The organism is Mycobacterium sp. NPDC003449, assembly GCF_053588415.1.
Genome location: NZ_JBSFPX010000123.1, coordinates 1 through 22279, shown reverse-complemented (window position 1 = coordinate 22279; position 22279 = coordinate 1). Strand labels below are relative to the sequence as shown.

The window sequence follows — 22279 nt, the reverse complement described above, 5'->3', positions numbered from 1 at the left end:
CCCGGAAAGCGCTTTCGCGGGTACCGGCGCGTCTGCTCGGCGAAGAAGGTGAGCGGGGCTCAGCTCACGACAGCGAACGGGTCAGGAACACCACCTGATGCTCGACGGCCGGGGTGAACCAGTCGTGGCCCGGCCAGACGTCGAAATGGTCACACGGGTAATGGTGCACCTGCGCCCTGGCCAGGGCCGCGGTCCTGGCCAGCGAATCCGCGGGCACGAACCGGTCGAAATCGGCGATCTGCACCAGCACAGGACATTTCACGCGCTTGGCCGCGGCGGCCGTGCGGATCCGCATCAGCTCGACACCGATCCCGGCGTCGACCTCGTTGCGCCAGGTCGGCCCGGCGATCGACAGGTAGCTCTCGTATGCGCCGTCGAGGGCCAGCGCCCCCGACTCCCCCGGACGCGCGGCCAACGGCATCAGCGCCGGGGAGCCACCCGCCGCGACGGCAACCCGGCTCCTGGCCCCCACCACGGTCCAGCGCAGTGCCGATGCGATATCGCGATGAGCCACCGCGGCCCTGGCCGCCGCGGGCCCGTTGGTCAGCGGCGTCATCGCGATCACGGCCACCACGCCGCTGTCGTCCGCGGCGGTTCGCAACACGTGGCTGCCCGAGAACGACGAGCCCCACAGCACCACCCGGCCCGGGTCCACCCCGGGCAGGCCGCGGGCGGCGGCCACCGCGGCGGCGTAGTCGGCCAGCTGGCGTCGCACCGAAACACTCTGTCGCGGTTCCCCTTCGGATGCCCCGAAGCCCCGGTAATCGAAGGCCAGCACATCCACGCCCGCGGCGGCGAACCGCTCGGCGAAGGGCTGCAGCCCGGAATCCTTGGTGCCGCCGAATCCGTGCGCCATCACCACGACCGGTCGGCCCGCCGAACGCGCCAGACCATCGCCGGTGCCGGGGAAATGCCATGCGCTGCACCGCTGCCCGGCCGAATCGAAGGTGACGTCGATGTAGGTCACCGCACACCTCCCACCACGGCCCGCTTGGCACCGGCCGGCAGTTCGCGGGTGCGGATGTCGTGCTCGTAGTAGAAGTAGTCGACCTGCTGGGTGTGCCGGGGCCGGTCCGTGCAATGGCCGGCGTGCAGCCGTTGATCGGCGTCGATCACCCGCTCCATCGCGGACACCGGCGGCAACGCATAGCGTCCCACCGCATAGGCCGCCAGCAGCCGCGACTGGCATTCCACGAACGGGAACAGGGTCGGGATGGCCTGAGCGAAACCCATGAACACCAGATCGTCGAACCCGGGCTTGAACATCCGTTTGTACAGCCGGATCTGGTTGCCGGGCGCGCTGATCAGGCCGGGATCGAAGAACGGGAAGGTGATGTTGTAGCCCGTCGCATAGACGACGGCGTCGAAGACGTCGCAGGTGCCGTCCACGAAGTGCACGGTGTCCCCGTCGAGCCGGGCCACGTTCGGCTTGGGAACGACGTCACCCGAGCCGAGCCGCAGGGGTAGTTCCACCGACTGGGTGGGGTGCGCCTCGAACAGCTTGTGGTCCGGGGCGGGCAGGCCGTAGGCGGTGGGGTCGGTGCCCAGCATCGGCGCCAGCCACTGCACCGCCTTGCGCTGCCAGGACAGCGGTAAGTAGGGGGTGGTCCGGAAGAACTTGTCCCCCGGTTGGCCGGCAAGGTATTTCGGCACGATCCAGGCGCTCGACCGGGTCGACAGGGTGACCTGGTTCTGCAGCGACCGCGAGGACAGCTCCACGGTGATGTCGGCGGCACTGTTGCCGAGGCCCACCACCAGGATCCGCTTGCCGGTCAACTCCAGCGGCGTCCTGGGGTCGATGTAGTGGTGTGAGTGGATCTGCTCGCCGGTGAAGGTGCCGGGGAACTCGGGCAGCCGCGCATCCCAGTGGTGGCCGTTGGCCACGACCAGCAGGTCGAACTGGCGCCGGGCGCCGGCCTGGTCCTCGATCTCCCAGCCGCCGCCCTCGGCACGCGCCGCGTGCACCACGCCGTTGTTGAACTCGATGCCGTCGAGGAGGCCGAACGCATCCGCATAGCCGTCGAGGTAGGCCTTGATATCGGAGTGGTGCGGGAACGAGGGGAAGTGCTCGGGCACCGGAAAGTCCTTGAACGACAACCGATGCTTGCTGGTGTCGATGTGCAGTGAGCGGTAGGCACTGCTGTGCCCGTTCGGGTTGCCGAAGGCCCAGTTGCCGCCGATCCGGTCCGAGGCCTCGAATGTGGTGTACGGGACGCGGTAGTCCTTGAGCATCTTGCCGGCGGTGAGACCGCTGATGCCGGCGCCGATGATCGCGGTTCGCGGTGAATGCTGCAACGCAGTGCTCCTCACGGTGTGATGCAGCACACTAACAGCGCCGTTTGACGGTCGTCAATAGATTCTGACAACTGTCAGTAATAGCGCGACCAGACACAAAAGTGCCCATTTTCATGCGCAAATGGGCACTTTTATGTCTGCTCGGCCGAAGAAAGGTCAGCCGATGAAACGGACGATGGACTCGGCGACCGCGGCCGGTTTGTCCGAGCCCTCGATCTCGACCGTGACCGTCATGGTCGCCTGCGCGGCCCCGTCGAGTTTGGTCACATCGGCGATTTGCGCACGGGCCCGGACTTTTCCGCCCACCGGAACCGGCGTGATGAACCGTACCTTGTTGTAGCCGTAATTGATCGCCATCGCGATGTCATCGACACGGTAGAGCTGATGGGTGAAATGCGGCAGCAGCGACAGGGTCAGCAGCCCGTGCGCGATCGTGCCGCCGAACGGGCCACCCGCCGCCCGCTCCGGATCGATGTGAATCCATTGATGATCGTCGGTGGCATCGGCGAACAGATTCACCCGGTCCTGGGTGACCTCCATCCAGTCGGTCGGCCCCAGTTCACTGCCGACCGCCGCGGCCAACTCGTCGAGCCCGCTGAACACCTTCAAGGTTGTCACCCTCGCTCCCTTCCACCCGTGGTCAGAACACCACGGTCTGGTTACCGAACCTGATCACGCGGTCCTCACAGTGCCACAGCACCGCGCGCGACAACACCAGCCGCTCCACATCGCGCCCCAGCCGCACCAGATCGTCGACGGTGTGCCGGTGATCCACCCGCACCACGTCCTGCTCGATGATCGGCCCCTCGTCGAGATCCTCGGTGACGTAGTGGGCGGTCGCACCGACCAGTTTGACCCCGCGCTCCTTGGCCCGACGGTATGGCGCCGCGCCGATGAACGCGGGCAGGAAGGAGTGGTGGATGTTGATCATCGGGCAGCCGATGGCACCGAGGAACTCCGGCGTGAGGATCTGCATGTAGCGCGCCAGCACCACCAGGTCGACGTTGCCGCGCAACAGCTCCAGGATCCGCTGTTCGGCTTCGGGACGGTTCTCCCTGGTGGCCGGGACGTACAGATAGGGCACGTCGAACGCACGGACCTGGTCGGCCAACTCGGGGTGGTTGGCGATCACCATGGCCACCGACATGGCGAGTTCACCGCGCCGGTTGCGCCACAGCAGGTCCAGCAGGCAATGGTCCTCGCGCGAGGCCAGCAGGGCCACCCGTTTGGGCTTGGCCGCCTCGGTGAGGCTGAAGTCCATCCCGAACCGGCCCGCCACCCGCTCCCGGAAATCCCGCTCCATCTCGTCTCGCACCGCGGTGAGCCCCGGCAGGTGGAAGATGGTCCGCTGCATGAACGTGCCGCCGGCCTGCTCGGTGGAGTGCTGATCGAGCGAGACGATATTTGCTCCCGCGGCGGTCAGGAAGCTGCTGATCGCGGCGACCAGGCCCGGCCGATCCGCGCAACGCAACAGCAACCGTCCGATATCGCGGACCGGTAGGGCGTTCGCGCCCGGGTACTCCCCCGTCATGACCATCAGATTCTCACCCCCCGGTCGGCCACGGAGCGCAACGGCGGCCGCGACGCCGATAGCCCCGGTCGAATGGCCGTCCACCGGCTTTTACGTGTACGCCCCGCTGTGGACCACGCCCGGCCGATTAGCGTTCACCATTAGTCCGAGATCACCGTCGACTACTGGCTCGACACCCCGACAGCAAAACCTGGCGAACCTTCCGCAGGGCAAACTATCGCCGCCGTCACTGACATTTAGTATATTTGCCCATCCTAGGATAGATCGGGATCAACACCTATGATAATCCGACGCGAATTTGCCAAAATCGCATCCGCATGCGGATTAACCACTTGGGACTACACCGAATTGCAAACCCCGCCAGACAGGATTTCCCCGCTAGCTGGAATTACATGGCGGTGCGGCGGGATACTCAACTCGCGTATTCGCACAAGCCCGTGCTGCGCACCCAATCATTCGCACCGCCACAAGGGTGCCGATGACCCGACGAATGGACCGCAGATGACCGCTCCTCAACTCGATGCCGCCGATCACTCGCCCGTCACCCTGGAGAAGACGCCCAATTGGTGGGACCCGGAGAGCGAATGCACCATCGTGATCGCCGACCCGGGCGCCGAGCGTGAACTGTGGACCGAATACGTCCGCGGCGCCGAGCAGAACTACCGCAAGCACGGCGTGGAGCGGGCCCTTGATATGGAGGCGCTGCGCACCGGAACCGACACGGCGTTGTTCTGCGTCGGCCTCAACGAGGCGGGCCGGGTGGTCGGCGGCCTGCGGGCCAAAGGCCCCTACGAGCGCACCGACGAATGCCACGCGGTCGTCGAGTGGAGCGGTCAGCCCGGCCTCGACGCGGTCGGCAAGATGGTGTCCGACCGGTTGCCGTTCGGCGTGGTGGAGATGAAGACGGCATGGGTCTGCGACGATCCCGATCAGAGCCGCGCCCTCACCGACACCCTGGCCAGGATGCCGCTGCACTCCATGACGCTGCTCGACATCCAATTCGCGATGGCGACCGCGGCCGCCTATGTGCTCAAGCGCTGGTTGTCGTCGGGCGGCGTGCTGGCCGCCAAGATCCCGGCCACGCCGTACCCCAACGAGCGCTACCAGACCAAGATGATGTGGTGGGACCGGCGCACCTTCGCCAATCATGCCGACCCGAAGCAGCTCTCGGCCTACTTCGCTGAGACACAACGAATCTCGCCACGGTTGCACACCGACCTCGGTGGCGCCACCGCGGCTGGACGATGATTGAGGGCATGATCGACGACATTGAGGATATCGACGGTTCGGCACGCAGCAGCGCGGTCATCTTCGACGCCGGTGATCCGGCCGGGGCCAGGACGCTGGACATGCTGCGCGCCGATCCGCGGATCACGGTCATCGACAACTGCCGCCCCCAGCAGGACGCCCTGCGCGATCTGGTGCCTGCGGTGCGGCCCGATCTTCTCGACGAACCGACCCGGTGGGCCTACTACCCGTGGCGGCGCTGCGTCGTCCACATCGTCGGCCCGCAGGCGTTCCGGCGGCTGCGGCTGGACCGCAACCGCAACCTGATCAGCGCCGAGGAACAACAACGCCTGGCGAGCCTGCGGATCGGGGTGGTCGGGCTCAGCGTCGGTCACGCCGTCGCCTACACGCTGGCCACCGAGGGCCTTTGCGGGGAGTTGCGGCTCACCGACTTCGACGAACTCGAATTGCCCAATCTCAACCGGGTGCCCGGCACGGTGTTCGATCTCGGCGAGAACAAGGCCGTGGTGGCGGCCCGCCGGATCGCCGAGATCGACCCGTACCTGACGGTGCGGGTCGATCTCGGCGGGGCCGCCCCTGACTCGATCGACGAGTTCGTCCGCGGGCTCGACGTCGTGGTGGAGGAATGCGATTCCCTGGACGCGAAAGTCCTTGTCCGCGAGGCTGCCCGGGCCCAGCACCTGCCGGTTCTGATGTCGACGGCCGACCGCGGGCTGCTCGATGTGGAACGGTTCGATCTCGAACCCGACCGGCCGATCCTGCACGGTCTGCTCGGCGATATCGACGCGGCCCAGCTCGCCGGGTTGACCAGCAAGGACAAGATCCCCCACGTGCTGCGGATCCTCGACGCCCCGCAGTTGTCGCCGCGGATGGCCGCCTCGCTGGTCGAAGTCGGCACCACGCTCACCACCTGGCCGCAGCGGGCCGCCGAGGTCGTGCTCGGTTCCACCGTGGTCGCCGAGGCGGTCCGGCGCATCGGTCTGCGCGAGCCGCTGCGCTCGGGCCGGGTGCGTATCGACGTCGCGGGCATGCTGGACCGGATCGAGGATCCCAAGGTCGCACCGCCCGGGCCGGTGGCGACGACCGGCGAGCCCGAACCGGTGCCGCCGCCGGACCCGGGGGACGTCGCCGAGGTCGTGGCGCTGGCCGCCGTCCGCGCGCCGTCGGGCGGCAACGCCCAACCGTGGCATATCGAGTCGACCTCGGACCGGCTGCGGCTGCGGCTGGCGACCGAGTACACCACCGCGATGGACGTGGGCTACCGCGGCAGCGCCGTCGCGCTGGGTGCCGCCTCGTTCAACGCGCGGGTGGCGGCGGCCGCACATGGACTCATCGGCCGGACCGACTGGCAGCGGGGCGACGAGGGAACCCCGCTGTACGGGGTCGTGCGGTTCGATCCTGGCCCGGCGACCGACCTGGCCGCCTTGTACACGCCGATGCTGGAACGCGAGACCAACCGGCTGCGCGGATCCTCCGCGCCGATCGCGCCCGATGTCCGCGCGGCGCTGCACGACGCCGCCCGCGCCGAAGGTGGCCGGCTGACCCTGCTGGACACCTCGACGGATCTGGACGCCGCGGCCCGCATCCTCGCCGAGACCGACCGGATCCGTTTCCTCACCCCGACGCTGCACCGGGAGATGATCTCCGAACTGCGCTGGCCCGGTGAACCGGCACCCGACACCGGCATCGAGGTCAGCAGCCTGGGCCTGGATCCGGCCGACCTCGTGCAGCTCGATATCCTGCGCCGGTCGGAGGTGATGGCCAAACTGTCGGACTGGAACGCGGGCGCGGCCCTGGGGGACGACACCTACGAACGGGTCACGACCAGTTCGGCCCTCGCGGTGATCTCGGTACCGGGACGACGGCTGACCGATTACGCCGTGGGCGGCGCCGCGGTGGAAGCCGTGTGGGTCGCCGCCCAGCGCCACGGGGTCGCGGTCCAACCGGTGTCGCCGGTATTTCTCTACGCCCACGACGACCGCGACCGCGAGGGGCTGTCCGCCGCCCATAGCGGCGCCCTGCGCGATCTCCAGTATTCTTTTCGCAGGTTGACCGTGACCGAGCGCGACGAATCGCAGGCGTTGGTACTCAGATTGTTCTTCGCTCCGCGACCGTCCGCACGCAGTCGGCGTCGGGCCCCGCTACCGGGTGCGGCACCGCAGAACGGCTGAGGTACATACCGGAGGTGTTGGTGCCAGGCAGTCTGGAGCTGCTCGTCACGTCGGTCGCCACCCAACTCATGGCGGTCGACGCGGCCACCTCGCGGTCGGTCAGTCAACAGATCCTGGCCGACCTGGTCACGTTCTTCGACGTCGACGTGAGCTTCCTGCGCCACAACGACCACGGCGCCCACGCCACGAGGTTGATCGCCGAGTGGCCGCCGCGCCCGCTTGACGCGCCGACCGACCCGCTCGCGGTCATCCACTTCTCGGACGCGGACCCGGTTTTCGCCATGGCCGAGCATCTCAAGGAACCCGCGGTGTTCCGGCCCGAACCGGCCACCGACGATTACCAGCGCACCATCGAGGCCGGCCGGCACGTCCCGACCACCTCGATGGCGTGTGTCCCGCTGTTGTCGAGTGACGTCACCACCGGGGTGCTGGGGTTCGTCAAGTTCGGCGACCGCGAGTGGCGGCCCGCCGAACTCAACGCCCTCAAGGCGATCGCATCGCTGTTCGCCCAGGTGCAGGCCAGGATCGCGGCCGAGGACCGGCTGCGGTACCTGGCCGATCACGACCACCTGACCGGGCTGCACAATCGTCGGGCGCTGATGGCCCACCTGCAGGCCCGGCTGGCGCCCGGACAGCGGGGCCCGGTGTGGGTGTTGTTCTTCGACCTGGACCGGTTGAAGGCGATCAACGACTACCTCGGCCATACCGCGGGGGACGGGTTCATCAGCATCCTGGCCCAGCGCCTGCAACGCGGCGACGACCAGCCCAAGCTGATCGCCCGGCTCGGCGGCGACGAGTTCGTCGTGGTGCCGTCGACGGCGATGTCGGTGGAGGCGGCCACCGCGCTGGCCTACCGACTCCAGTCGGTGCTGCGTGAGCGGGTCACCATCGATGGCGAAATGCTCACCCGGACCGTCAGTATCGGATTGGCCCAGGGAATCCCCGGCCGCGATTCCACTTCCGATCTGCTCAACCGCGCCGACCACGCGGTGCTCACCGCCAAGAATTCGGGGGGCAACCAGGTCGCGGTGTTCTCCGACGAGATGGCCCTGGAGATCGACTTCCGCAATGACATCGAACTCCATCTGCAGAACGTGATCGAGAGTGGTGCACTGGTTCTGCACTACCTGCCCGAGATCGATATGCGCACCGGCGAGATCCTCGCGGCCGAGGCCCTTGTCCGCTGGCAGCACCCGACCCGCGGGTTGCTGGCTCCCGATTCGTTCATCGGGGTGGCCGAATCCATCAACCTGGCCGGTGAACTCGGGCGGTGGGTGCTGCGCACCGCGTGCGCCGAGTTCGCCAGGTGGCGGTTCAACGGCGTCGGCCGCAACATCGTGCTGCGGATCAACGTCTCGCCGGTCCAGTTGGTGACCGACGGATTCGTCAGCCAGGTGGCCGAGATCATGGCCGAGTTCGGTCTGCCCCGCGGATCGGTATGCCTGGAGATCACCGAAAGCGTTGTGGTGCAGGACATCGAGACCACCCGCACCACCCTCACCGGTCTGCACGAAGTCGGCGTGCAGGTCGCCATCGACGATTTCGGCACCGGCTACAGCGTGTTGTCGCTGCTCAAATCGCTGCCGGTGGACACGCTGAAAATCGACCGCAGTTTCGTCGCGGAACTCGGCTCCAACCCAGGGGATCTGCCGATCGTGCGCGCCGTCATCGCCCTGGCCGGGGCTTTCGGGCTGCAGCTCGTGGCCGAGGGGGTCGAGAACGAACGCGCCGCACTCACGTTGCTGCGGCACGGGTGCTACCGCGCGCAGGGGTTCCTGCTGTCCAAGCCGGTCCAGGCGAGCGAGATGCAGACGCTGCTAGCCGCGGGGCGGGTTCCGGTGCATTTCTCGGCCTCGCCGCGCATGTGAACGACGCCCCTCCCGCCGACCACCCGACAGCAGCTCGGTCTGGCAGTACCCCGACCGCGGTGCGTCGCAGGCACTCTCGATAGTCAGCAGTTCGACCCGGGCGAACCGGCTGGCACTGTGGCCGACCAGACACACCTGCAGCGCTCGGCCGTCGTGCGTTCCGACGGCATCGCCGGCGGGGGCACCCGGCGGCTCGGGTTCGGCAGGCCCGGCCCCGGTCGCGACGGTGACGGCGTGCCGGGCCCGCACCCTGAGCGGGCCGTCGGCGGTCGCCAGTTCGGCTCCGACGATCTCACCCTCCTCGAACACGATGCGCCGCAGCGTGGGGCCGTCGGACACCTCGATGCCCCGGTTCCGGGCCTGCCCCCACAACCACCCGTCGACCGCGCGGGTCAGCGAATCCGGGCCGGCGGCGAGGTCGAGCCCGCCGATGATTCTGGCCTGCAGCTTCTCCCCCACCTCGGATCGCACCGGCCGGGACCCGTGATCCGACAGCCGGGTGCCGACGACGCCGTAGGGCGACGTCAGGCAGCGGGCCGCCCAATCCTGCAGCCGGGCGCCGTAGAACGGTTCGATCCGGGCACCGCGGCGCGGCGCGCTCCACTCGGTCACCGTGCGCACCGGCAGGTCCGCATCGCGCTGTGCCGGCGCCGCGGCGTCCAGGCCGGCCGTCAACGCCTCGAAGTAGTCGCGGGTGGCGGGATCCTCGATACCGGCCCACAGCCATCCGGCGCCGTCACCCGTCACCGCGGGCCGGGCGCCGGGCCGGACCACCAGGACGTCGTGGCCGGCATCGGTGGCGGCGATCGCTGCGGCCAGGGCACCGATACCGGCGCCGCAGCAAACCACATCGACTTCGTCGTCCCACATTCGCTATCGGCACCTCACGTTGCTGTCGGGTTCGGCGCGGTCTGCGGCCAGGGACCCGCAGGCAACACCGACCGGGTCGGACATGAATGTTGTCACGATTGCGCCGCGCTCGCGTGGAGCGGCCCCGGAAATCGTCGCACCACTGGGGTTGCCACAGCCCACACCGAGATTCGAGGGGGATTGCCGGTGCGGGCTGTGGCAACGCGTGTGGGATATCCCGGCCTCGCATGCGGCGGCTCTCCGCACACACCGCCGGACCGAGTCCGGCGCAGCGAACCGGGAGTTATCACACTGAGCACACTACATACCTTTAGAATGTTCTGCACGCGTCGTCATGACTTCCAGTTTTTCGAGGCGGCGCGGATAATGCTCCAGGAAAGTCAGATGACAGAATTGCCGCACATGACGGGACGTCATCCCCCACGACGCCCCCACAACGCAGCCGCGAAGATTCCGAGGTTCTGGTGACTGAGCAGGTCGACCGGCGCGCCGACCTCACCAGGCTCCAGATCCTGCAGGCGGCCTCGCGGCAGTTCGCCCGCAAGCCATACAGCCTGGTCAGCCTCGATGACATCCTGGCCGACGCCGCGGTCACCAAGGGTGCGCTGTACTTCCATTTCCGCTCCAAGCATGCGCTGGCGTCGGCGATCGTCGACCACCGCGTCGCGCTCGCCCGCCGCACGGTCGACGAAACCCTGGCCCGCAATCTCTCCGGCCTCGAGACACTGATCGACATCTCCTACCGGCTGGCCGTCGACGACACCGGCGACGCGATGACCCGGGCCGGCCTGAACCTGGTCGAATCGATCGGACGCACCGACGGGATGGGCCGCCGCGTCGTGGACGCCTGGGTGCGCGCCTACACCACGATCGGCAGGCGGGCCCGCGCCCAGGGCGACTTCGCCGAGCACGGCGATCCGCGGGCCGTCGCCACCACGTTGGTGGCGGCGTATCTGGGTCTGCGCCAGACCAGCGATCTCGATGACCACAGGCGGTTCATCGCCGACCTGGAACAGTCCTGGACGCTGGCACTGCCCGGGTTCGCCAATCCCGACCGGCTCGGCTACCTCACCCAGTTCCTGCACCGGCGCACCGCGCTGACGATCAGGAAATCGGCACCGGTCGTCGCGGAACTCGGTTCGCCCACCGGCGCGGGCCAGACCTGATATGCCGCGCCAGGCCCGATCCGGGATCACCAGAAAGAAGATCATCGCCGCCGCCGTCGAGGTGTTCGCCGAGGCCGGCTATCCCGCAACAGGTTTGGGCGATATCATCGAGCGTGCCGAAATGACCAAGGGCGCGTTGTACTACCACTTCGACTCCAAGGAATCGCTGGCCGAGGCCATCATCGAAGAGAGCGGAGCCAGCATCCTGGCGATGTTCCGCACCATCTCGCAATCGCCGTCACCCGCCTTGGAGAACATGATCCACGGGATGTTCGTGGTGGCCGATTTCATCAGCCGCGACCGGGTCGCCGAGATCGGCCTGCAGCTGCTGCGGACGTTCTCGGGGATCAACTCCGCGGCCGGACGCGTCTACGCGGCCTGGCTGGACGAGTTCAGCGAGCAGGTGGGCCAGGCGGCCGCCGAGGGCGATCTGCGCGACGGCGTCGACATCAAGACGGCGGCCGAGGTGATCCTCGGGTCCGTCCTCGGCGCGGAGGCGTTGTCGCGGGCCACCGCCGGCGGCACCGATCTGCGCCAGCGGGTGGCCCACACCTGGGATCTGCTGCTGCCGGCCGTCGTCAGCGCCGAATCGCTCGGGTACTTCCGCGAGTTCCTGGCCAGGGAGTCGTTGCGGCAGTCTGCGGTGACCGCTTCGCCACGCTGAGCCGCGGCGTTCAGAGTTCGTCGACCCACAACTGCTCGGTGAGATCCTGAAACGTCGCGAGCGCCACCGGATCGTCACCCCGCAGCAGGGCCGACTTGCTCATTCGAGCCCGCACCACCGACCCGTCCCGGTGTCGCAGGTCGACCACCAGGTCGGCGTGCGCCCGCACGACGGACACGGCCGACTCATCGGCGGGCAGCAGGTGGAAGATGTCGGCGAAATTCAGCAGCTTCACCGAATCGGCTGTGTGGCCGACCATTTCGGCGAAAGCGCGGTTGGCGAAGAGGATGGTTCCGCCCTCGGCGATGGCCAGCACGGGCACCGGGAACCGCTCAAGGACCACGAGCGTGGGCATCTGCTCCAGCAGCGCCATCGGGGATTGGGCGTCCTGCCCGGTCTGTCGCCGCTCCACGCCTCCGATTATTGCCGGTCGCGTTCACCGGTTACCAGCGCCGCCGCCAATCGGGCGGGTTCCCGGCGTGCCGACCCGCGGTCCGGGCGCCCACTACTTGACTAACTAGGTTTACTCTGTGGGCGGGACGTGGCAGACAGGGGCAGGCATGGACGTGAAGTGGTCGACGACCGACCAGCAATTCCGCGATGAGGTGCGCGAGTTTCTCGAACGCAAGCTCACGCCGGACCTGCGCCGGGCGGGGCGGCTGATGACCAGCGTGTACGCCGATCACGACGCCAGCATGGCCTGGCAGCAGATCCTGCACGAGCGTGGCTGGGCGGCGCCCGCCTGGCCGGTCGAGCACGGCGGCTGTGACTGGACCCTGACCCAGCACTACATCTTCAGCCGCGAATCGACCCTGGCCGGCGCCCCGTCGCTGTCGCCGATGGGCATCCGGATGGTCGCGCACGCCATCATCCGATTCGGCACCGATGCGCAGAAGCAGTACTTCCTGCCGCGCATCCTGACCGGCGAGGTGTTCTTCTGCCAGGGTTACTCCGAACCCGAGGCTGGCTCGGACCTGGCCGCCCTGTCGATGTCGGCGGTTCCCGATGACGCGGCCGGTGACCTGATCTGCACGGGTAGCAAGATCTGGACCACCCACGCCCGCGAGGCGAACTGGATGTTCGCCCTGGTCCGCACCGACCGCACCGGCAAGAAGCAGCAGGGCATCACGTTCGTGCTGATCGATATGACCTCACCGGGCATCGAGATCAGGCCGCTGGTGATGACCTCGGGTGAGGAGGTGCAGAACCAGGTCTTCTTCGACGAGGTACGGGTGCCGAAGTCCAACGTGATCGGCACGATCGACGACGGGTGGACCGTCGCCAAGTATCTGCTGGAGTTCGAGCGCGGCGGCGGTGCATCGGCCCCCGCGCTGCAGGTCCTCGCCCAGGAGATCGCCGCGGTCGCATCCGAGCAACCGGGGCCCGGCGGCGGCCGGTTGATCGACGACCCGGGATTCGGCCGCAGGCTCGCCGACGCCAGGATGCGCACCGACGTGCTCGAGATCCTCGAATACCAGGTGCTGGCGGCGGTGGCGCAGGGACGCAATCCCGGGACGGCCTCGTCGATGCTGAAGATCCTGGCCACCGAGCTGAGCCAGACGCTGACCGAGCTGTCGATGGAAGCGGCCGGGCCCCGTCGCCGGGTCTATCAACCGCACGCGACCCGCCCGGGCGGCCCGATCGCCGAATACCAGCCGCCGGCGGACGGATACGTCAGCGGCGAGGCCTGGCAGGCCGTGGCGCCGCTGCGGTATCTCAACGACCGGGCCGGCTCGATCTACGCCGGCAGCAACGAGATTCAGCGCAACATCCTCGCCAAGGCAGAACTGGGGCTGTAGATGGATTTCAACCTGACCAACGAGCAGGAACTGCTGCGCGACGGACTCACCAAGTTCCTGTCCAGCCGCTACGATCTGCAGTCGAGCCGGGCCGCGGCCAAGACCGGTGCCGGCTGGCAGCCGCAGATCTGGCGCGGATTCGCCGAGGAGCTCGGCATTCTCGGCGCCGCGCTGCCCGAGGACGCCGGCGGTACCGGTGGCGGCCCGGTCGAGACCATGGTGATCGCCGAGGCGCTGGGGCACGCCCTGGTGGTCGAACCCTTCGTGGACACCGTGGTGGTGGCCGGCGGGCTGCTGCACCGCGCGGGGGGCCGGACCGCATCGGCACTGCTCGAAGAGCTGATCGCCGGCTCCGCCGTGGTCGCCCTCGCCGCACCAGAACCGGGCTCGGGTGACAACTGGCACGACGTCACCACCAGCGCCGAGCGCGACGGCGACGCGTGGGTGCTGCGCGGGGAGAAAATCGTGGCGGCGAGCGCACCGCTGGCGACACATCTGCTGGTCACGGCGCGGACTTCCGCCGAGGGTTCCGATACCGGTGGCATCTCGCTGTTCCTGGTCGAGGTGTCCACGGCGACAACCGGTTTCACCGCGCACCACTACCGCACCGTCGACGACCGCAGAGCCTCCGACCTGAGCTTCGACGGTCTGCGCCTGCCGGCGTCCGCGTTGCTCGGCGAACCCGGGCAGGCATGGCCGTCACTGGAAATCGCGCGCGACGAGGGTGCCGCCGCGGTGTGCGCCGAGGCGGTCGGCGCGATGCGCAAGGTGCTCGCGGACACCGTCGAGTACACCAAACAGCGCCAGCAGTTCGGCCGGCCGATCGGGAGCTTCCAGGCCCTGCAACACCGGATGGTCGATATGCACATGGAGGTCGAGCAGGCCGCCGCGGCGGTGTGTCTGGCGGCGCTAAACCTGGACGTCGATCCGGCGTCGAGGGCCAGGGCGGTCTCGACGGCCAAGGCCACGGTGGGTCGGGCGGCCCGTTTCGTCGGCCAGAACGCCGTGCAGTTGCACGGCGGCATGGGGATGACCGAGGAACTCGCGATCGGGCACTATTTCAAGCGGCTCACCGCCGTTCAGTACGAATTCGGCACGACCGACCACCACCTGGCCCGCTACGCCGACCTGACCCGGCCCCAGACGCGTGGACGATAGCTGCACGCGGTGAACCTGATCGAGGCCGCCCGCCGCCTCGTCGACCGGGGGAACTGAGCCCGCCGTAGGCTGATCCGGTGAGTTCGCGCGGATGGCTGTTGTTCGCGGCGATGTGCATTGTCTGGGGCATCCCCTACCTGCTGATCAAGGTCGCGGTCGAAGGGGTCTCGGTGCCGGTTCTGGTGCTGGCCCGCACGGCGGTCGGTGCGGCGGTGCTGCTGCCCCTGGCGATGTCGCGTACGGCCTGGGCGCCGGTGCTGCGGCACTGGAAACCGGTGCTGGCGTTCGCCTTCTTCGAGATCATCGCGGCCTGGTTCCTACTGTCGGACGCCGAACGCCATCTGACGAGTTCGATGACCGGACTGCTCATCGCCGCGGCCCCGATCATCGCCGCGGTGCTCGACCGTCTCACCGGTGGTGAACGACTGGGCGCCAAGCGGATTGCCGGACTCGCAATGGGCCTGTCCGGGGTGGCGGCGCTGGCCGGGCCCGGCCTGGCCGGCGGCCACACCTGGCCGATCATCGAGGTGCTGTTGGTGGCGACGTGTTACGCGATCGCGCCGCTGATCGCCGCCCGCTATCTGGGCGACGTTCCGGCGTTGCCGATGACGGCGGCCTGTCTGACTGTCGCCGCCCTGATATACAGCGTGCCCGCGGCACTGACGTGGCCCGACGAGCGGCCGTCCACCCGGGTACTTTTCGCGCTGGCCGGACTGGCGGTGATCTGCACGGCGCTGGCCTTCATCGTGTTCTTCGCGCTCATCCGGGAGGTCGGCGCCGCGCGTGCCCTGGTCTTCACCTACGTCAACCCCGCGGTGGCACTCGCCGCCGGTGTGATCGTGCTGGGCGAGCCGCTGACGGCGTTCAACGTCGCGGGGCTCGCGCTCATCCTGACCGGCCTGGTGCTGGCCACCCGCAAACCGCGCGAACCCGAATCCGAGGTGGAAGCCGAGGCCACGGCCGGCCCGCGGTGAGCGACTGGACACGTGTCCGGTTTTTTGCTCGGATGCCCACCCACAACGCAGCCTGGGCCGAACCTAAACCGCCCGAAAGGCTGCGAAATCGCTGAAATCTCCTGATCTGGACGGTCCCCTCGCCGGCCATTGCCAATTCCAACAGCAGTCCCTAGTCTGGACACATGTCCAGCACGGGGGTGGCCAGCGTCACACGCCTGCGCGACGCGCACGGTCAACGCACACACACCCACCGGCGCGTCTTCGGCGCCGCGGCCCAGCTGCTCGACGCGCAGACCGATGTGTCGGTGCCGGCGCTGGCCGCCCGCGCCAAGATGGCCCCGGCCACGCTGTGCGCGCACTTCCCCTCGATCGAGGTGGTGTTCGCCGAGCTCTACCTGCACCGGGTGAGCGCACTGCCCCTCGACATCGATCCGGGCGCCGACGCCGCGGCCCGGGTCCGCGATCAGCTCACCGCGATGACGGTGTTGCTCGCCGACGAGCCGAGGCTGGCCCGGGCCTGCACCCAGGCGTTGGTCAGCACCGACGATGACGCGGTCACCGATGTGCGAGCCAGGATCTCGGCCGAGGTTCGGCGACGCATCGGCACCGCGCTGGGCGCCGGGGCCTGGCCCGAGGTGCTCACGACGCTGGAATCGGTGTTCTGGGGCGCACTGCTGCAGGCCCACACCGGGGCGATGAGCTACCGGCAGATGGCCCGCCGGCTCGAGGTCATGGTCGCGCTGATCGTTCCCGACGCGTAGCGGACGCCCGCGCTACGGATTCGGATCGGTCAGGTAGCGCTGCACGGTCGGCCCGATCCAGGTCACCAGATCTTCGGCGTCGACCGAAGCGATGGGCTCGATCTTGAGTTGGTAGCGCGCGAACGCGAGACCCAACAGGTGGGTTGCCACCATCTCGACGCGCAGCACCGCGTTGTCGACACCGAACTCGGCGCGGATCCGTTCGGCCATCGGGCCGGCGAGCGTGTCGTGCAACAGTTTTCGGGCCAACGGTTGCGCGGCGGCTGAGCGCCACACCGTCAGCAGCGGGTCGAAACGATCGTCGCTGTCCCAACGCCGGAGGAAATCGCGCACCAAACGCGCGCCGATCTGCTCGCTGCCCTCGTCCATCAGGATCGCCAATTGGTGTAGGGGGTGCTCGGGGACGTCGATCACCGTGGCGTTGAACAAGCCCTCTTTGTTGCCGAAGTGGTAGTAGACCATCGCGACGTCGACCCCGGCGTCGGCGGCGATATTGCGCACCGTTGCCTGCTCGTACCCGTCGCGCATGAAATGTTCCCTTGCCGCGTCGACGATGCGCTGCTTGTTCTGCTGGCCCGTTCGCCACCTGCCGCTACGGCGGGATTCCGACATGAGGAAAAGCATACTTCAACACCTGTTGACGTATTGCAGCGCCGGGGCGTACGGTTTTCTTCAACACTGGTTGAAGAAAGGAAATGCGATGACGAAGAACGCGACGACGGGGCGGCGGCTGTGGTGGCGGCACCTGCTGTCGGTACTGCTGGCGCCGGCGATGATGACGGTGTTCATCCCGGCCGTGATCGCCACGCTCACCGGGGTTCGGCCACCCGACCTCAGCACCCCGACCGGCCTGGTCCTGACGCTGGCCGGCGCGGCATTCATCGCCGTGGGGCTCTGGTTCCTGGTGTGGACCGTGGTGCTGTTCGACCGGGTCGGCGAAGGCACACTGGCGATCGGCTCACCGGTACACCTCGTGCTGCGCGGCCCCTATCGCCACGTCCGCAATCCGATGATGACCGCGGTGTTCTGCCTGCAGTTGGGCACGGCCGTCGCCACGGCATCACCCTGGCTGTTCGGCTGGTTCGCACTGTTCTGCACGCTCACCGCGATCGCCATCCCGGTCATCGAGGAGCCCCACCTGGTGCGGCGATTCGGGGCCGAGTACGAGGCGTACCGCAGGCACGTGCCGCGCTGGATTCCCCGAGTGACGGCGTGGGACCCGGCCCAGGCCGGGTGAGGCGCCAAACGGCTGCCGGGCGTTAGCCGCGAATCCGGACGCGAAACGCCGCGCTGCGAGCTAACCTCACAGATACCCATAATGTTGCTGAGTAGCCACATGACGACCATTGGGCAAGTGCGGCCGGTGACACTTCTCGCAGAGGAGAGCGGTTTCTCATGAGATACAGAAAACTACTGTGCGGTTCAGCTGCAGTTGCTCTGAGTATGGCGTTCGCCTGCGTGGCACCCGCGTACGCCGACCCTCAACAGGCATGCGTGCGGCCAGACGGGTCACCGTGCCCGCCAATGCCGGCGGGTTGCGTCCAGGAGAACGGCTTGCCGTGCTCGGGAGCGCTGCCCGATCTCAATGCCGCATGTATGCAGAACCCGGTGGTCTGCCGGTGGCTGATCGGCTAGTTCCTTCGGCGTGAGCCGGATGAGTAGCCGGCTGCCCGGTCGGATCAGCGCTTGCCGGACCGCGCGGCCGTCCTGGCCGGGCGCCTGGGGCGGGCAGGACGAAACGAGGCCACATAGTCGACCGCGGCGTCGACCACCAGACGGAACGGCTCGCCGCTGCCGGTCGCGAAGGTCAGCATGGTGCCGCCCTGATGGGCGGCCAGCAGGGCCACCGCCAGGTGACGGGAGTCGGCCTCCTCACCGAGCTCGCCCCGCTGGCGCATCGCGCTCACACCGTCGCGAAACACCCGCAGCCACCGTTCGTATCCGACCGCGAGGTCGTCGAGGACGTCGACCTCCTCGAGCAGCTCACCGGTCAGCGACCCGTAGATGCAACCCCCGTGCAGATAGACCGCTTCCACCTGGCGCACACATGCATCGGCCCAGGCCCGCAACGCCGGAGACCCGCCGCGTCGTCTGGATCCACTCCACCCGCGAGCCGGCCGGCCACGCCTTCAAGGACGAGGTGGACGCACTCTTCGAGCGCCTGCCGAACGCCGAACGCCACGTCTTCTACACCGCCCCACCCGCGCACCGCCTCGACCGCACCGCCGTCGCCGCCCTCGACCTTCCCCGTGACTCGACCGTATACCTGTGTGGCCCAGACAGTTTCATGGCCGATATGCAGGCTGCACTGGCCGCTGCGGGGATCGGGAGTGTGCACACCGAACAGTTCGGCGCGCGGACCGCGATCAATCCGGGAGCGGTGGTCGCGACCGCGCGCCGCCCACACCCTCCCGAGGGTGAACCGGGCACCGGCCCCGCAGTGACATTCGTCCGCACGGGACTCTCGACGAGCTGGTCAACCCGGCACCGCACCCTGCTCGAGCTGGCCGAGGCCTGCGATGTCCCCACCCGATATTCGTGCCGCAGCGGGGTCTGTCACATCTGCCTGACCGACGTGGTGTCCGGCGACATCAGCTACGTGACCGAACCCCTCGACCCACCGGCCCCCGGTACCGCGCTGATCTGTTGCGCCGCACCGGGCACCGATGTGGTCCTGGACCTGTGAAGACACGCTCGAGGCGGCGCGACGGATTTAGCATCACCGTGCGCCGATGTCTACGGGCAGGTCAGAATGGGTTGCAGACTTGGGTGGCCGGTCACTGGGGATTATCGGCGGCCCGGGCGGCGTTGGCGCCGAAGTACGCGACTGAAAGTGAGAACCCTCCGTGGTCGTACCGCCGGATCCATCCCCGTTGCCCCACCTCGCCGTCGCGCTCGACGGGGCGGGCTGGCACCCCGCCGCCTGGCGGGAGGCCGACGCCCGTCCCAGCGAGCTCTTCGGACCGCGGTACTGGACCGACCTCGTCGTCGAGGCCGAACGGGGACTGCTGGATTTCGTCAGCATCGAGGACGGACTGACCCTGCAGTCCGATCACCCCGGGCGCCGCGATGACCGCACCGACCGGGTCCGGGGGCGGCTGGACGCGGTACTGATCGCGTCCCGCGTCGCTCCCCGCACCCGTCACATCGGACTGGTGCCCACCGCGATCACCACCCACACCGAGCCCTTCCACCTCTCGAAGGCCGTGGCCACCCTCGATTACGTCAGCAACGGGCGCGCAGGCGTGCGGGTTCAGGTGTCCGCGCGCCGCGATGCGGCCGCCCACTTCGGCCGCCGCCGCCTGCCCACCGGCCGGGCCGATCTGGTCGACGAATTGTTCGCCGAGGCAACCGATTATGTGGAAGTGCTGCGTCGCCTGTGGGATAGCTGGGAGGACGACGCCGAGATTCGCGACGTGTCCACCGGGCGGTTCATCGACCGGACCAAGCTGCACTACATCGACTTCGAGGGCGCCCAGTTCTCGGTCAAGGGCCCGTCCATCACGCCCCGACCACCGCAGGGCCAGCCGATCGTGGCCGCGCTCGGCCACGTCGACCCCGCCTACCGGCTGATCGCTGAGGGGGCCGACATCGGCTTCGTCACGCCGCACAGCGCGGCGGAGGTGACGTCGCTGGTCGATTCCATCGCCGCCCACCGGTCCAACGCTGCGCCGCCGGTACGGGTGTTCGCCGACCTGGTGGTCTTTCTCGCCGACAGCCCCGAGGCCGCCCTGGCCCGCCGCGAACGCCTCGATGAGCTCGCCGGTGACGAATACCGAAGCGATGCGGAAATATTCGTCGGCACCCCGGCGCAGCTGGCCGATCTGGTGCGGGAGTGGCATGCCGCGGGCGCGGCGGGGCTGCGGTTGCGGCCGGCCACCCTCCCCCACGATCTGCGGTTGATCACCGACGGCTTGGTGCCCGAGCTGCAACGGCGCGGCGCGTTCCGGAGTTCGTATCAGGACACGACACTGCGCGGCCGGCTCGGCCTGCAGCGGCCCGCCAACCGCTACTCGACCGTCTGATTCGAAGGACCACCTATGAGCAAGCCGATCAAGCAGATTCACCTCGCCGCACACTTCCCCGGCGTCAACAACACCACCGTGTGGAGCGATCCCGCCTCCGGCAGCCACATCGACTTCGATTCGTTCGTCCACTTCGCGCAGACCGCCGAACGCGGAAAGTTCGACTTCATGTTCCTGGCCGAGGGCCTGCGACTTCGCGAGCAGGGCGGGGAGATCTACGACCTCGACGTGGTCGGGCGGCCCGACACCTTCACCGTGCTGGCAGCGCTGGCCGCGGTGACCGACCGGCTGGGCCTGACCGGCACGATCAACTCGACGTTCAACGAGCCCTACGAAGTCGCCCGGCAGTTCGCGTCGCTGGACCATCTGTCCGACGGCCGCGCCGCCTGGAACGTCGTCACCTCATGGGATGCGTTCACCGGGGAGAACTTCCGGCGCGGCGGCTTCCTGCCCGAGGATCAGCGCTACGAGCGGGCCGAGAGTTTCCTGGCCGCCACGCACACGCTGTTCGACTCGTGGCGTGGTGACGAGATCGTCGCCGATAAAGCGGGCGGCGTCTTCCTGTCTGACCCCGGTGCCGGCGAGTTCGACTACCACAACGCCCATTTCGACATCAGCGGACGGTTCAACGTCCCGCGCAGCCCGCAGGGCAGGCCGGTGATCTTCCAGGCCGGCGACTCCGACCACGGGCGCGAGTTCGCCGCGGCCGCCTCCGATGCCATCTTCTCCAGGCACGGCACGCTGGAGGCGGGCCAACAGTTCTTCGCCGATGTCAAGGGCAGGCTGGCGAAGTACGGGCGGCGCCACGATCAGCTGCTGATCCTGCCCGCCGCCACATTCGTGCTCGGCGACACCGACGCCGAGGCCGCCGATATCGCCCATGATGTGCGGCTGGCCCAGGTCTCGCCGGCGACCGCCATCAAGTTCCTCGAGCAGCTGTGGAACCGCGACCTGTCCGACCACGATCCGGACGGGCCGTTGCCGACCGTGGACCCGGTGGTCGGTGAGAACACCATCTCCCGCGGCCGGGCCAGTGTCCGCATGCACCGTGACCCGGTGGCGACCGCCCAGGAGTGGCGGGCGAAGGCCGAGGCCGAGAACCTCAGCAGCAGGGAACTCATCGTCGAGGTCACCGGACGGCAGAGCTTCATCGGGTCGGCCGCCACGATCGCCGAATCGATCAACCACCTGGTGCAGTCCGACGCCAGCGACGGGTTCATCCTCGTCCCGCACGTGACCCCCGGCGGCCTCGACCCATTCGTCGATCAGGTGGTGCCGCTGCTCCAGGAGCGCGGCGTGTTCCGCGCCGACTACGAAGGGACGACGCTGCGCGACCATCTGGGGCTGGCCCTGCCCGATCTGCCCGGCGAACGCGCCGCCGCTACCGGGTAACCCCGGGATCCTCGTCGGCGGCCGGGTCCCGCCACTCCCAGCTCGCACCCGCCGTCAGGGTGCCCGGTTCGAGTTCGGTGCGGCCGGCATCGCGGATGTGAACACTCTGGGCCAGAATCTCATTCGGCTTACCACCGATCACGATCACCGGGTGCTCGTATTCGATGCCGTAGAGCTTGAGCGCGGCGTGCACGGCATGCGCGGCGGCCTTGCCCCGCGACATCTTGGCGTTCGAGTTGACCCTGATCACCAGTCGCTTCTCCGGACTGCTGTCCCCGGTGGTGTCCATTGGTAGTCAGGGGCGCGGTGTCCGCAATGCGGATCCGTTTCCCCATCCCCCTTTCAATCCGTGCGTGCGGTTTTCCCGCACAGAAC

The 22279-nt window shown here is 68.3% G+C and carries 22 protein-coding genes; 13 read left to right on the top strand and 9 right to left on the bottom strand.

Going from position 1 to position 22279, the window contains the following annotated elements; translation table 11 throughout:
* Nucleotides 1-64: 64 nt before the first annotated feature.
* The 4 genes from ACWDTP_RS25750 to purU all read right to left on the bottom strand — a co-directional run bounded on the left by ACWDTP_RS25750 (nucleotide 65) and on the right by purU (nucleotide 3826).
* Entirely contained in the window at nucleotides 65-967 is a 903-nt protein-coding gene (locus ACWDTP_RS25750; RefSeq protein ID WP_450025050.1) for an alpha/beta hydrolase, read from the bottom strand.
* The gene (locus ACWDTP_RS25745) at nucleotides 964-2295 is read right to left on the bottom strand and encodes a flavin-containing monooxygenase (protein WP_450025048.1); all 1332 of its coding nucleotides are present in this window, start codon (nucleotides 2293-2295) and stop codon (nucleotides 964-966) included. Before ACWDTP_RS25745 ends, ACWDTP_RS25750 begins: the two co-directional genes overlap by 4 nt.
* 156 nt (nucleotides 2296-2451) lie before the next feature.
* Nucleotides 2452-2904 carry a MaoC family dehydratase gene (locus ACWDTP_RS25740; RefSeq protein ID WP_450025054.1) on the bottom strand — a complete coding sequence of 151 codons (453 nt, stop codon included), beginning with the start codon at nucleotides 2902-2904 and terminating at the stop codon, nucleotides 2452-2454.
* Between the two features lie 31 nt (nucleotides 2905-2935).
* Complete coding sequence (purU, locus tag ACWDTP_RS25735) at nucleotides 2936-3826, bottom strand: formyltetrahydrofolate deformylase (protein WP_450025046.1); 891 nt, start codon at nucleotides 3824-3826, stop codon at nucleotides 2936-2938.
* 501 nt (nucleotides 3827-4327) lie between these two features.
* Here purU and ACWDTP_RS25730 point away from each other — a divergent pair.
* The 3 genes from ACWDTP_RS25730 to ACWDTP_RS25720 all read left to right on the top strand — a co-directional run bounded on the left by ACWDTP_RS25730 (nucleotide 4328) and on the right by ACWDTP_RS25720 (nucleotide 9113).
* Entirely contained in the window at nucleotides 4328-5074 is a 747-nt protein-coding gene (locus tag ACWDTP_RS25730; RefSeq protein WP_450025044.1) for a hypothetical protein, read from the top strand.
* Nucleotides 5075-5082: 8 nt separating this feature from the next.
* Nucleotides 5083-7245, top strand: coding sequence for an Rv1355c family protein (locus ACWDTP_RS25725; RefSeq protein ID WP_450025042.1), 2163 nt, complete (start codon nucleotides 5083-5085; stop codon nucleotides 7243-7245).
* Between the two features lie 68 nt (nucleotides 7246-7313).
* Nucleotides 7314-9113, top strand: a complete 1800-nt coding sequence (locus tag ACWDTP_RS25720; RefSeq protein WP_450025052.1) for a putative bifunctional diguanylate cyclase/phosphodiesterase — start codon at nucleotides 7314-7316, stop codon at nucleotides 9111-9113.
* On the opposite strand, the gene ACWDTP_RS25715 is transcribed toward ACWDTP_RS25720, so the two are convergent.
* Nucleotides 9063-9983, bottom strand: coding sequence for an FAD-binding protein (locus ACWDTP_RS25715; RefSeq protein ID WP_450025040.1), 921 nt, complete (start codon nucleotides 9981-9983; stop codon nucleotides 9063-9065). The genes ACWDTP_RS25720 and ACWDTP_RS25715 overlap by 51 nt on opposite strands.
* A gap of 464 nt (nucleotides 9984-10447) precedes the next feature.
* Here ACWDTP_RS25715 and ACWDTP_RS25710 point away from each other — a divergent pair, with 464 nt between their 5' ends.
* Nucleotides 10448-11149, top strand: a complete 702-nt coding sequence (locus ACWDTP_RS25710; protein WP_450025038.1) for a TetR family transcriptional regulator — start codon at nucleotides 10448-10450, stop codon at nucleotides 11147-11149.
* A 1-nt stretch (nucleotide 11150) separates the two neighbouring features.
* On the top strand, nucleotides 11151-11813 hold the full coding sequence (locus ACWDTP_RS25705; protein ID WP_450025036.1) for a ScbR family autoregulator-binding transcription factor: 663 nt from the start codon (nucleotides 11151-11153) through the stop codon (nucleotides 11811-11813).
* Between the two features lie 10 nt (nucleotides 11814-11823).
* On the opposite strand, the gene ACWDTP_RS25700 is transcribed toward ACWDTP_RS25705, so the two are convergent.
* Nucleotides 11824-12225 (bottom strand): PAS domain S-box protein, encoded by a 402-nt coding sequence (locus ACWDTP_RS25700; protein WP_450025034.1) that lies wholly within the window; start codon nucleotides 12223-12225, stop codon nucleotides 11824-11826.
* Between the two features lie 148 nt (nucleotides 12226-12373).
* Between ACWDTP_RS25700 and ACWDTP_RS25695 the strand changes: the two genes are divergently transcribed.
* The 4 genes from ACWDTP_RS25695 (at nucleotide 12374) to ACWDTP_RS25680 (ending at nucleotide 16487) form a co-directional block, all read left to right on the top strand.
* Nucleotides 12374-13612: an acyl-CoA dehydrogenase family protein gene (locus ACWDTP_RS25695; RefSeq protein WP_450025032.1), complete on the top strand. Its 1239-nt coding sequence runs from the start codon at nucleotides 12374-12376 to the stop codon at nucleotides 13610-13612.
* Nucleotides 13613-14770 (top strand): acyl-CoA dehydrogenase family protein, encoded by a 1158-nt coding sequence (locus ACWDTP_RS25690; protein WP_450025030.1) that lies wholly within the window; start codon nucleotides 13613-13615, stop codon nucleotides 14768-14770. It begins immediately after the preceding gene.
* A 77-nt stretch (nucleotides 14771-14847) separates the two neighbouring features.
* Nucleotides 14848-15744, top strand: coding sequence for a DMT family transporter (locus tag ACWDTP_RS25685; protein ID WP_450025028.1), 897 nt, complete (start codon nucleotides 14848-14850; stop codon nucleotides 15742-15744).
* A gap of 164 nt (nucleotides 15745-15908) precedes the next feature.
* On the top strand, nucleotides 15909-16487 hold the full coding sequence (locus ACWDTP_RS25680) for a TetR family transcriptional regulator (protein WP_450025026.1): 579 nt from the start codon (nucleotides 15909-15911) through the stop codon (nucleotides 16485-16487).
* Nucleotides 16488-16499: 12 nt separating this feature from the next.
* Here ACWDTP_RS25680 and ACWDTP_RS25675 read toward each other — a convergent pair whose 3' ends face one another.
* Nucleotides 16500-17099: a TetR/AcrR family transcriptional regulator gene (locus tag ACWDTP_RS25675; RefSeq protein ID WP_450025024.1), complete on the bottom strand. Its 600-nt coding sequence runs from the start codon at nucleotides 17097-17099 to the stop codon at nucleotides 16500-16502.
* Between the two features lie 88 nt (nucleotides 17100-17187).
* Here ACWDTP_RS25675 and ACWDTP_RS25670 point away from each other — a divergent pair, with 88 nt between their 5' ends.
* Entirely contained in the window at nucleotides 17188-17724 is a 537-nt protein-coding gene (locus tag ACWDTP_RS25670; protein ID WP_450025022.1) for a methyltransferase family protein, read from the top strand.
* A 442-nt stretch (nucleotides 17725-18166) separates the two neighbouring features.
* Here ACWDTP_RS25670 and ACWDTP_RS25665 read toward each other — a convergent pair whose 3' ends face one another.
* The gene (locus tag ACWDTP_RS25665) at nucleotides 18167-18532 is read right to left on the bottom strand and encodes a TetR family transcriptional regulator C-terminal domain-containing protein (protein WP_450025020.1); all 366 of its coding nucleotides are present in this window, start codon (nucleotides 18530-18532) and stop codon (nucleotides 18167-18169) included.
* A 2-nt stretch (nucleotides 18533-18534) separates the two neighbouring features.
* Here ACWDTP_RS25665 and ACWDTP_RS25660 point away from each other — a divergent pair, with 2 nt between their 5' ends.
* The 3 genes from ACWDTP_RS25660 (at nucleotide 18535) to ACWDTP_RS25650 (ending at nucleotide 21904) form a co-directional block, all read left to right on the top strand.
* Nucleotides 18535-19173, top strand: a complete 639-nt coding sequence (locus tag ACWDTP_RS25660) for a 2Fe-2S iron-sulfur cluster-binding protein (RefSeq protein WP_450025018.1) — start codon at nucleotides 18535-18537, stop codon at nucleotides 19171-19173.
* Between the two features lie 187 nt (nucleotides 19174-19360).
* Entirely contained in the window at nucleotides 19361-20512 is a 1152-nt protein-coding gene (locus ACWDTP_RS25655; protein WP_450025016.1) for an LLM class flavin-dependent oxidoreductase, read from the top strand.
* A gap of 15 nt (nucleotides 20513-20527) precedes the next feature.
* Nucleotides 20528-21904: an NtaA/DmoA family FMN-dependent monooxygenase gene (locus ACWDTP_RS25650; protein WP_450025014.1), complete on the top strand. Its 1377-nt coding sequence runs from the start codon at nucleotides 20528-20530 to the stop codon at nucleotides 21902-21904.
* On the opposite strand, the gene ACWDTP_RS25645 is transcribed toward ACWDTP_RS25650, so the two are convergent.
* Complete coding sequence (locus ACWDTP_RS25645; protein ID WP_450025012.1) at nucleotides 21894-22193, bottom strand: hypothetical protein; 300 nt, start codon at nucleotides 22191-22193, stop codon at nucleotides 21894-21896. The genes ACWDTP_RS25650 and ACWDTP_RS25645 overlap by 11 nt on opposite strands.
* Nucleotides 22194-22279: the final 86 nt, after the last annotated feature.

Bases quoted from the DNA above. Each gene is read 5' to 3' on its own strand.
- purU (WP_450025046.1), bottom strand. From the start codon at position 3,826: ATGACGGGGGAGTACCCGGGCGCGAACGCCCTACCGGTCCGCGATATC.
- ACWDTP_RS25730 (WP_450025044.1), top strand. From the start codon at position 4,328: ATGACCGCTCCTCAACTCGATGCCGCCGATCACTCGCCCGTCACCCTG.
- ACWDTP_RS25725 (WP_450025042.1), top strand. From the start codon at position 5,083: ATGATCGACGACATTGAGGATATCGACGGTTCGGCACGCAGCAGCGCG.
- ACWDTP_RS25720 (WP_450025052.1), top strand. From the start codon at position 7,314: ATGGCGGTCGACGCGGCCACCTCGCGGTCGGTCAGTCAACAGATCCTG.
- ACWDTP_RS25715 (WP_450025040.1), bottom strand. From the start codon at position 9,983: ATGTGGGACGACGAAGTCGATGTGGTTTGCTGCGGCGCCGGTATCGGT.
- ACWDTP_RS25705 (WP_450025036.1), top strand. From the start codon at position 11,151: ATGCCGCGCCAGGCCCGATCCGGGATCACCAGAAAGAAGATCATCGCC.
- ACWDTP_RS25695 (WP_450025032.1), top strand. From the start codon at position 12,374: ATGGACGTGAAGTGGTCGACGACCGACCAGCAATTCCGCGATGAGGTG.
- ACWDTP_RS25690 (WP_450025030.1), top strand. From the start codon at position 13,613: ATGGATTTCAACCTGACCAACGAGCAGGAACTGCTGCGCGACGGACTC.
- ACWDTP_RS25680 (WP_450025026.1), top strand. From the start codon at position 15,909: ATGTCCAGCACGGGGGTGGCCAGCGTCACACGCCTGCGCGACGCGCAC.
- ACWDTP_RS25675 (WP_450025024.1), bottom strand. From the start codon at position 17,099: ATGTCGGAATCCCGCCGTAGCGGCAGGTGGCGAACGGGCCAGCAGAAC.
- ACWDTP_RS25670 (WP_450025022.1), top strand. From the start codon at position 17,188: ATGACGAAGAACGCGACGACGGGGCGGCGGCTGTGGTGGCGGCACCTG.
- ACWDTP_RS25660 (WP_450025018.1), top strand. From the start codon at position 18,535: ATGCATCGGCCCAGGCCCGCAACGCCGGAGACCCGCCGCGTCGTCTGG.
- ACWDTP_RS25650 (WP_450025014.1), top strand. From the start codon at position 20,528: ATGAGCAAGCCGATCAAGCAGATTCACCTCGCCGCACACTTCCCCGGC.
- ACWDTP_RS25645 (WP_450025012.1), bottom strand. From the start codon at position 22,193: ATGGACACCACCGGGGACAGCAGTCCGGAGAAGCGACTGGTGATCAGG.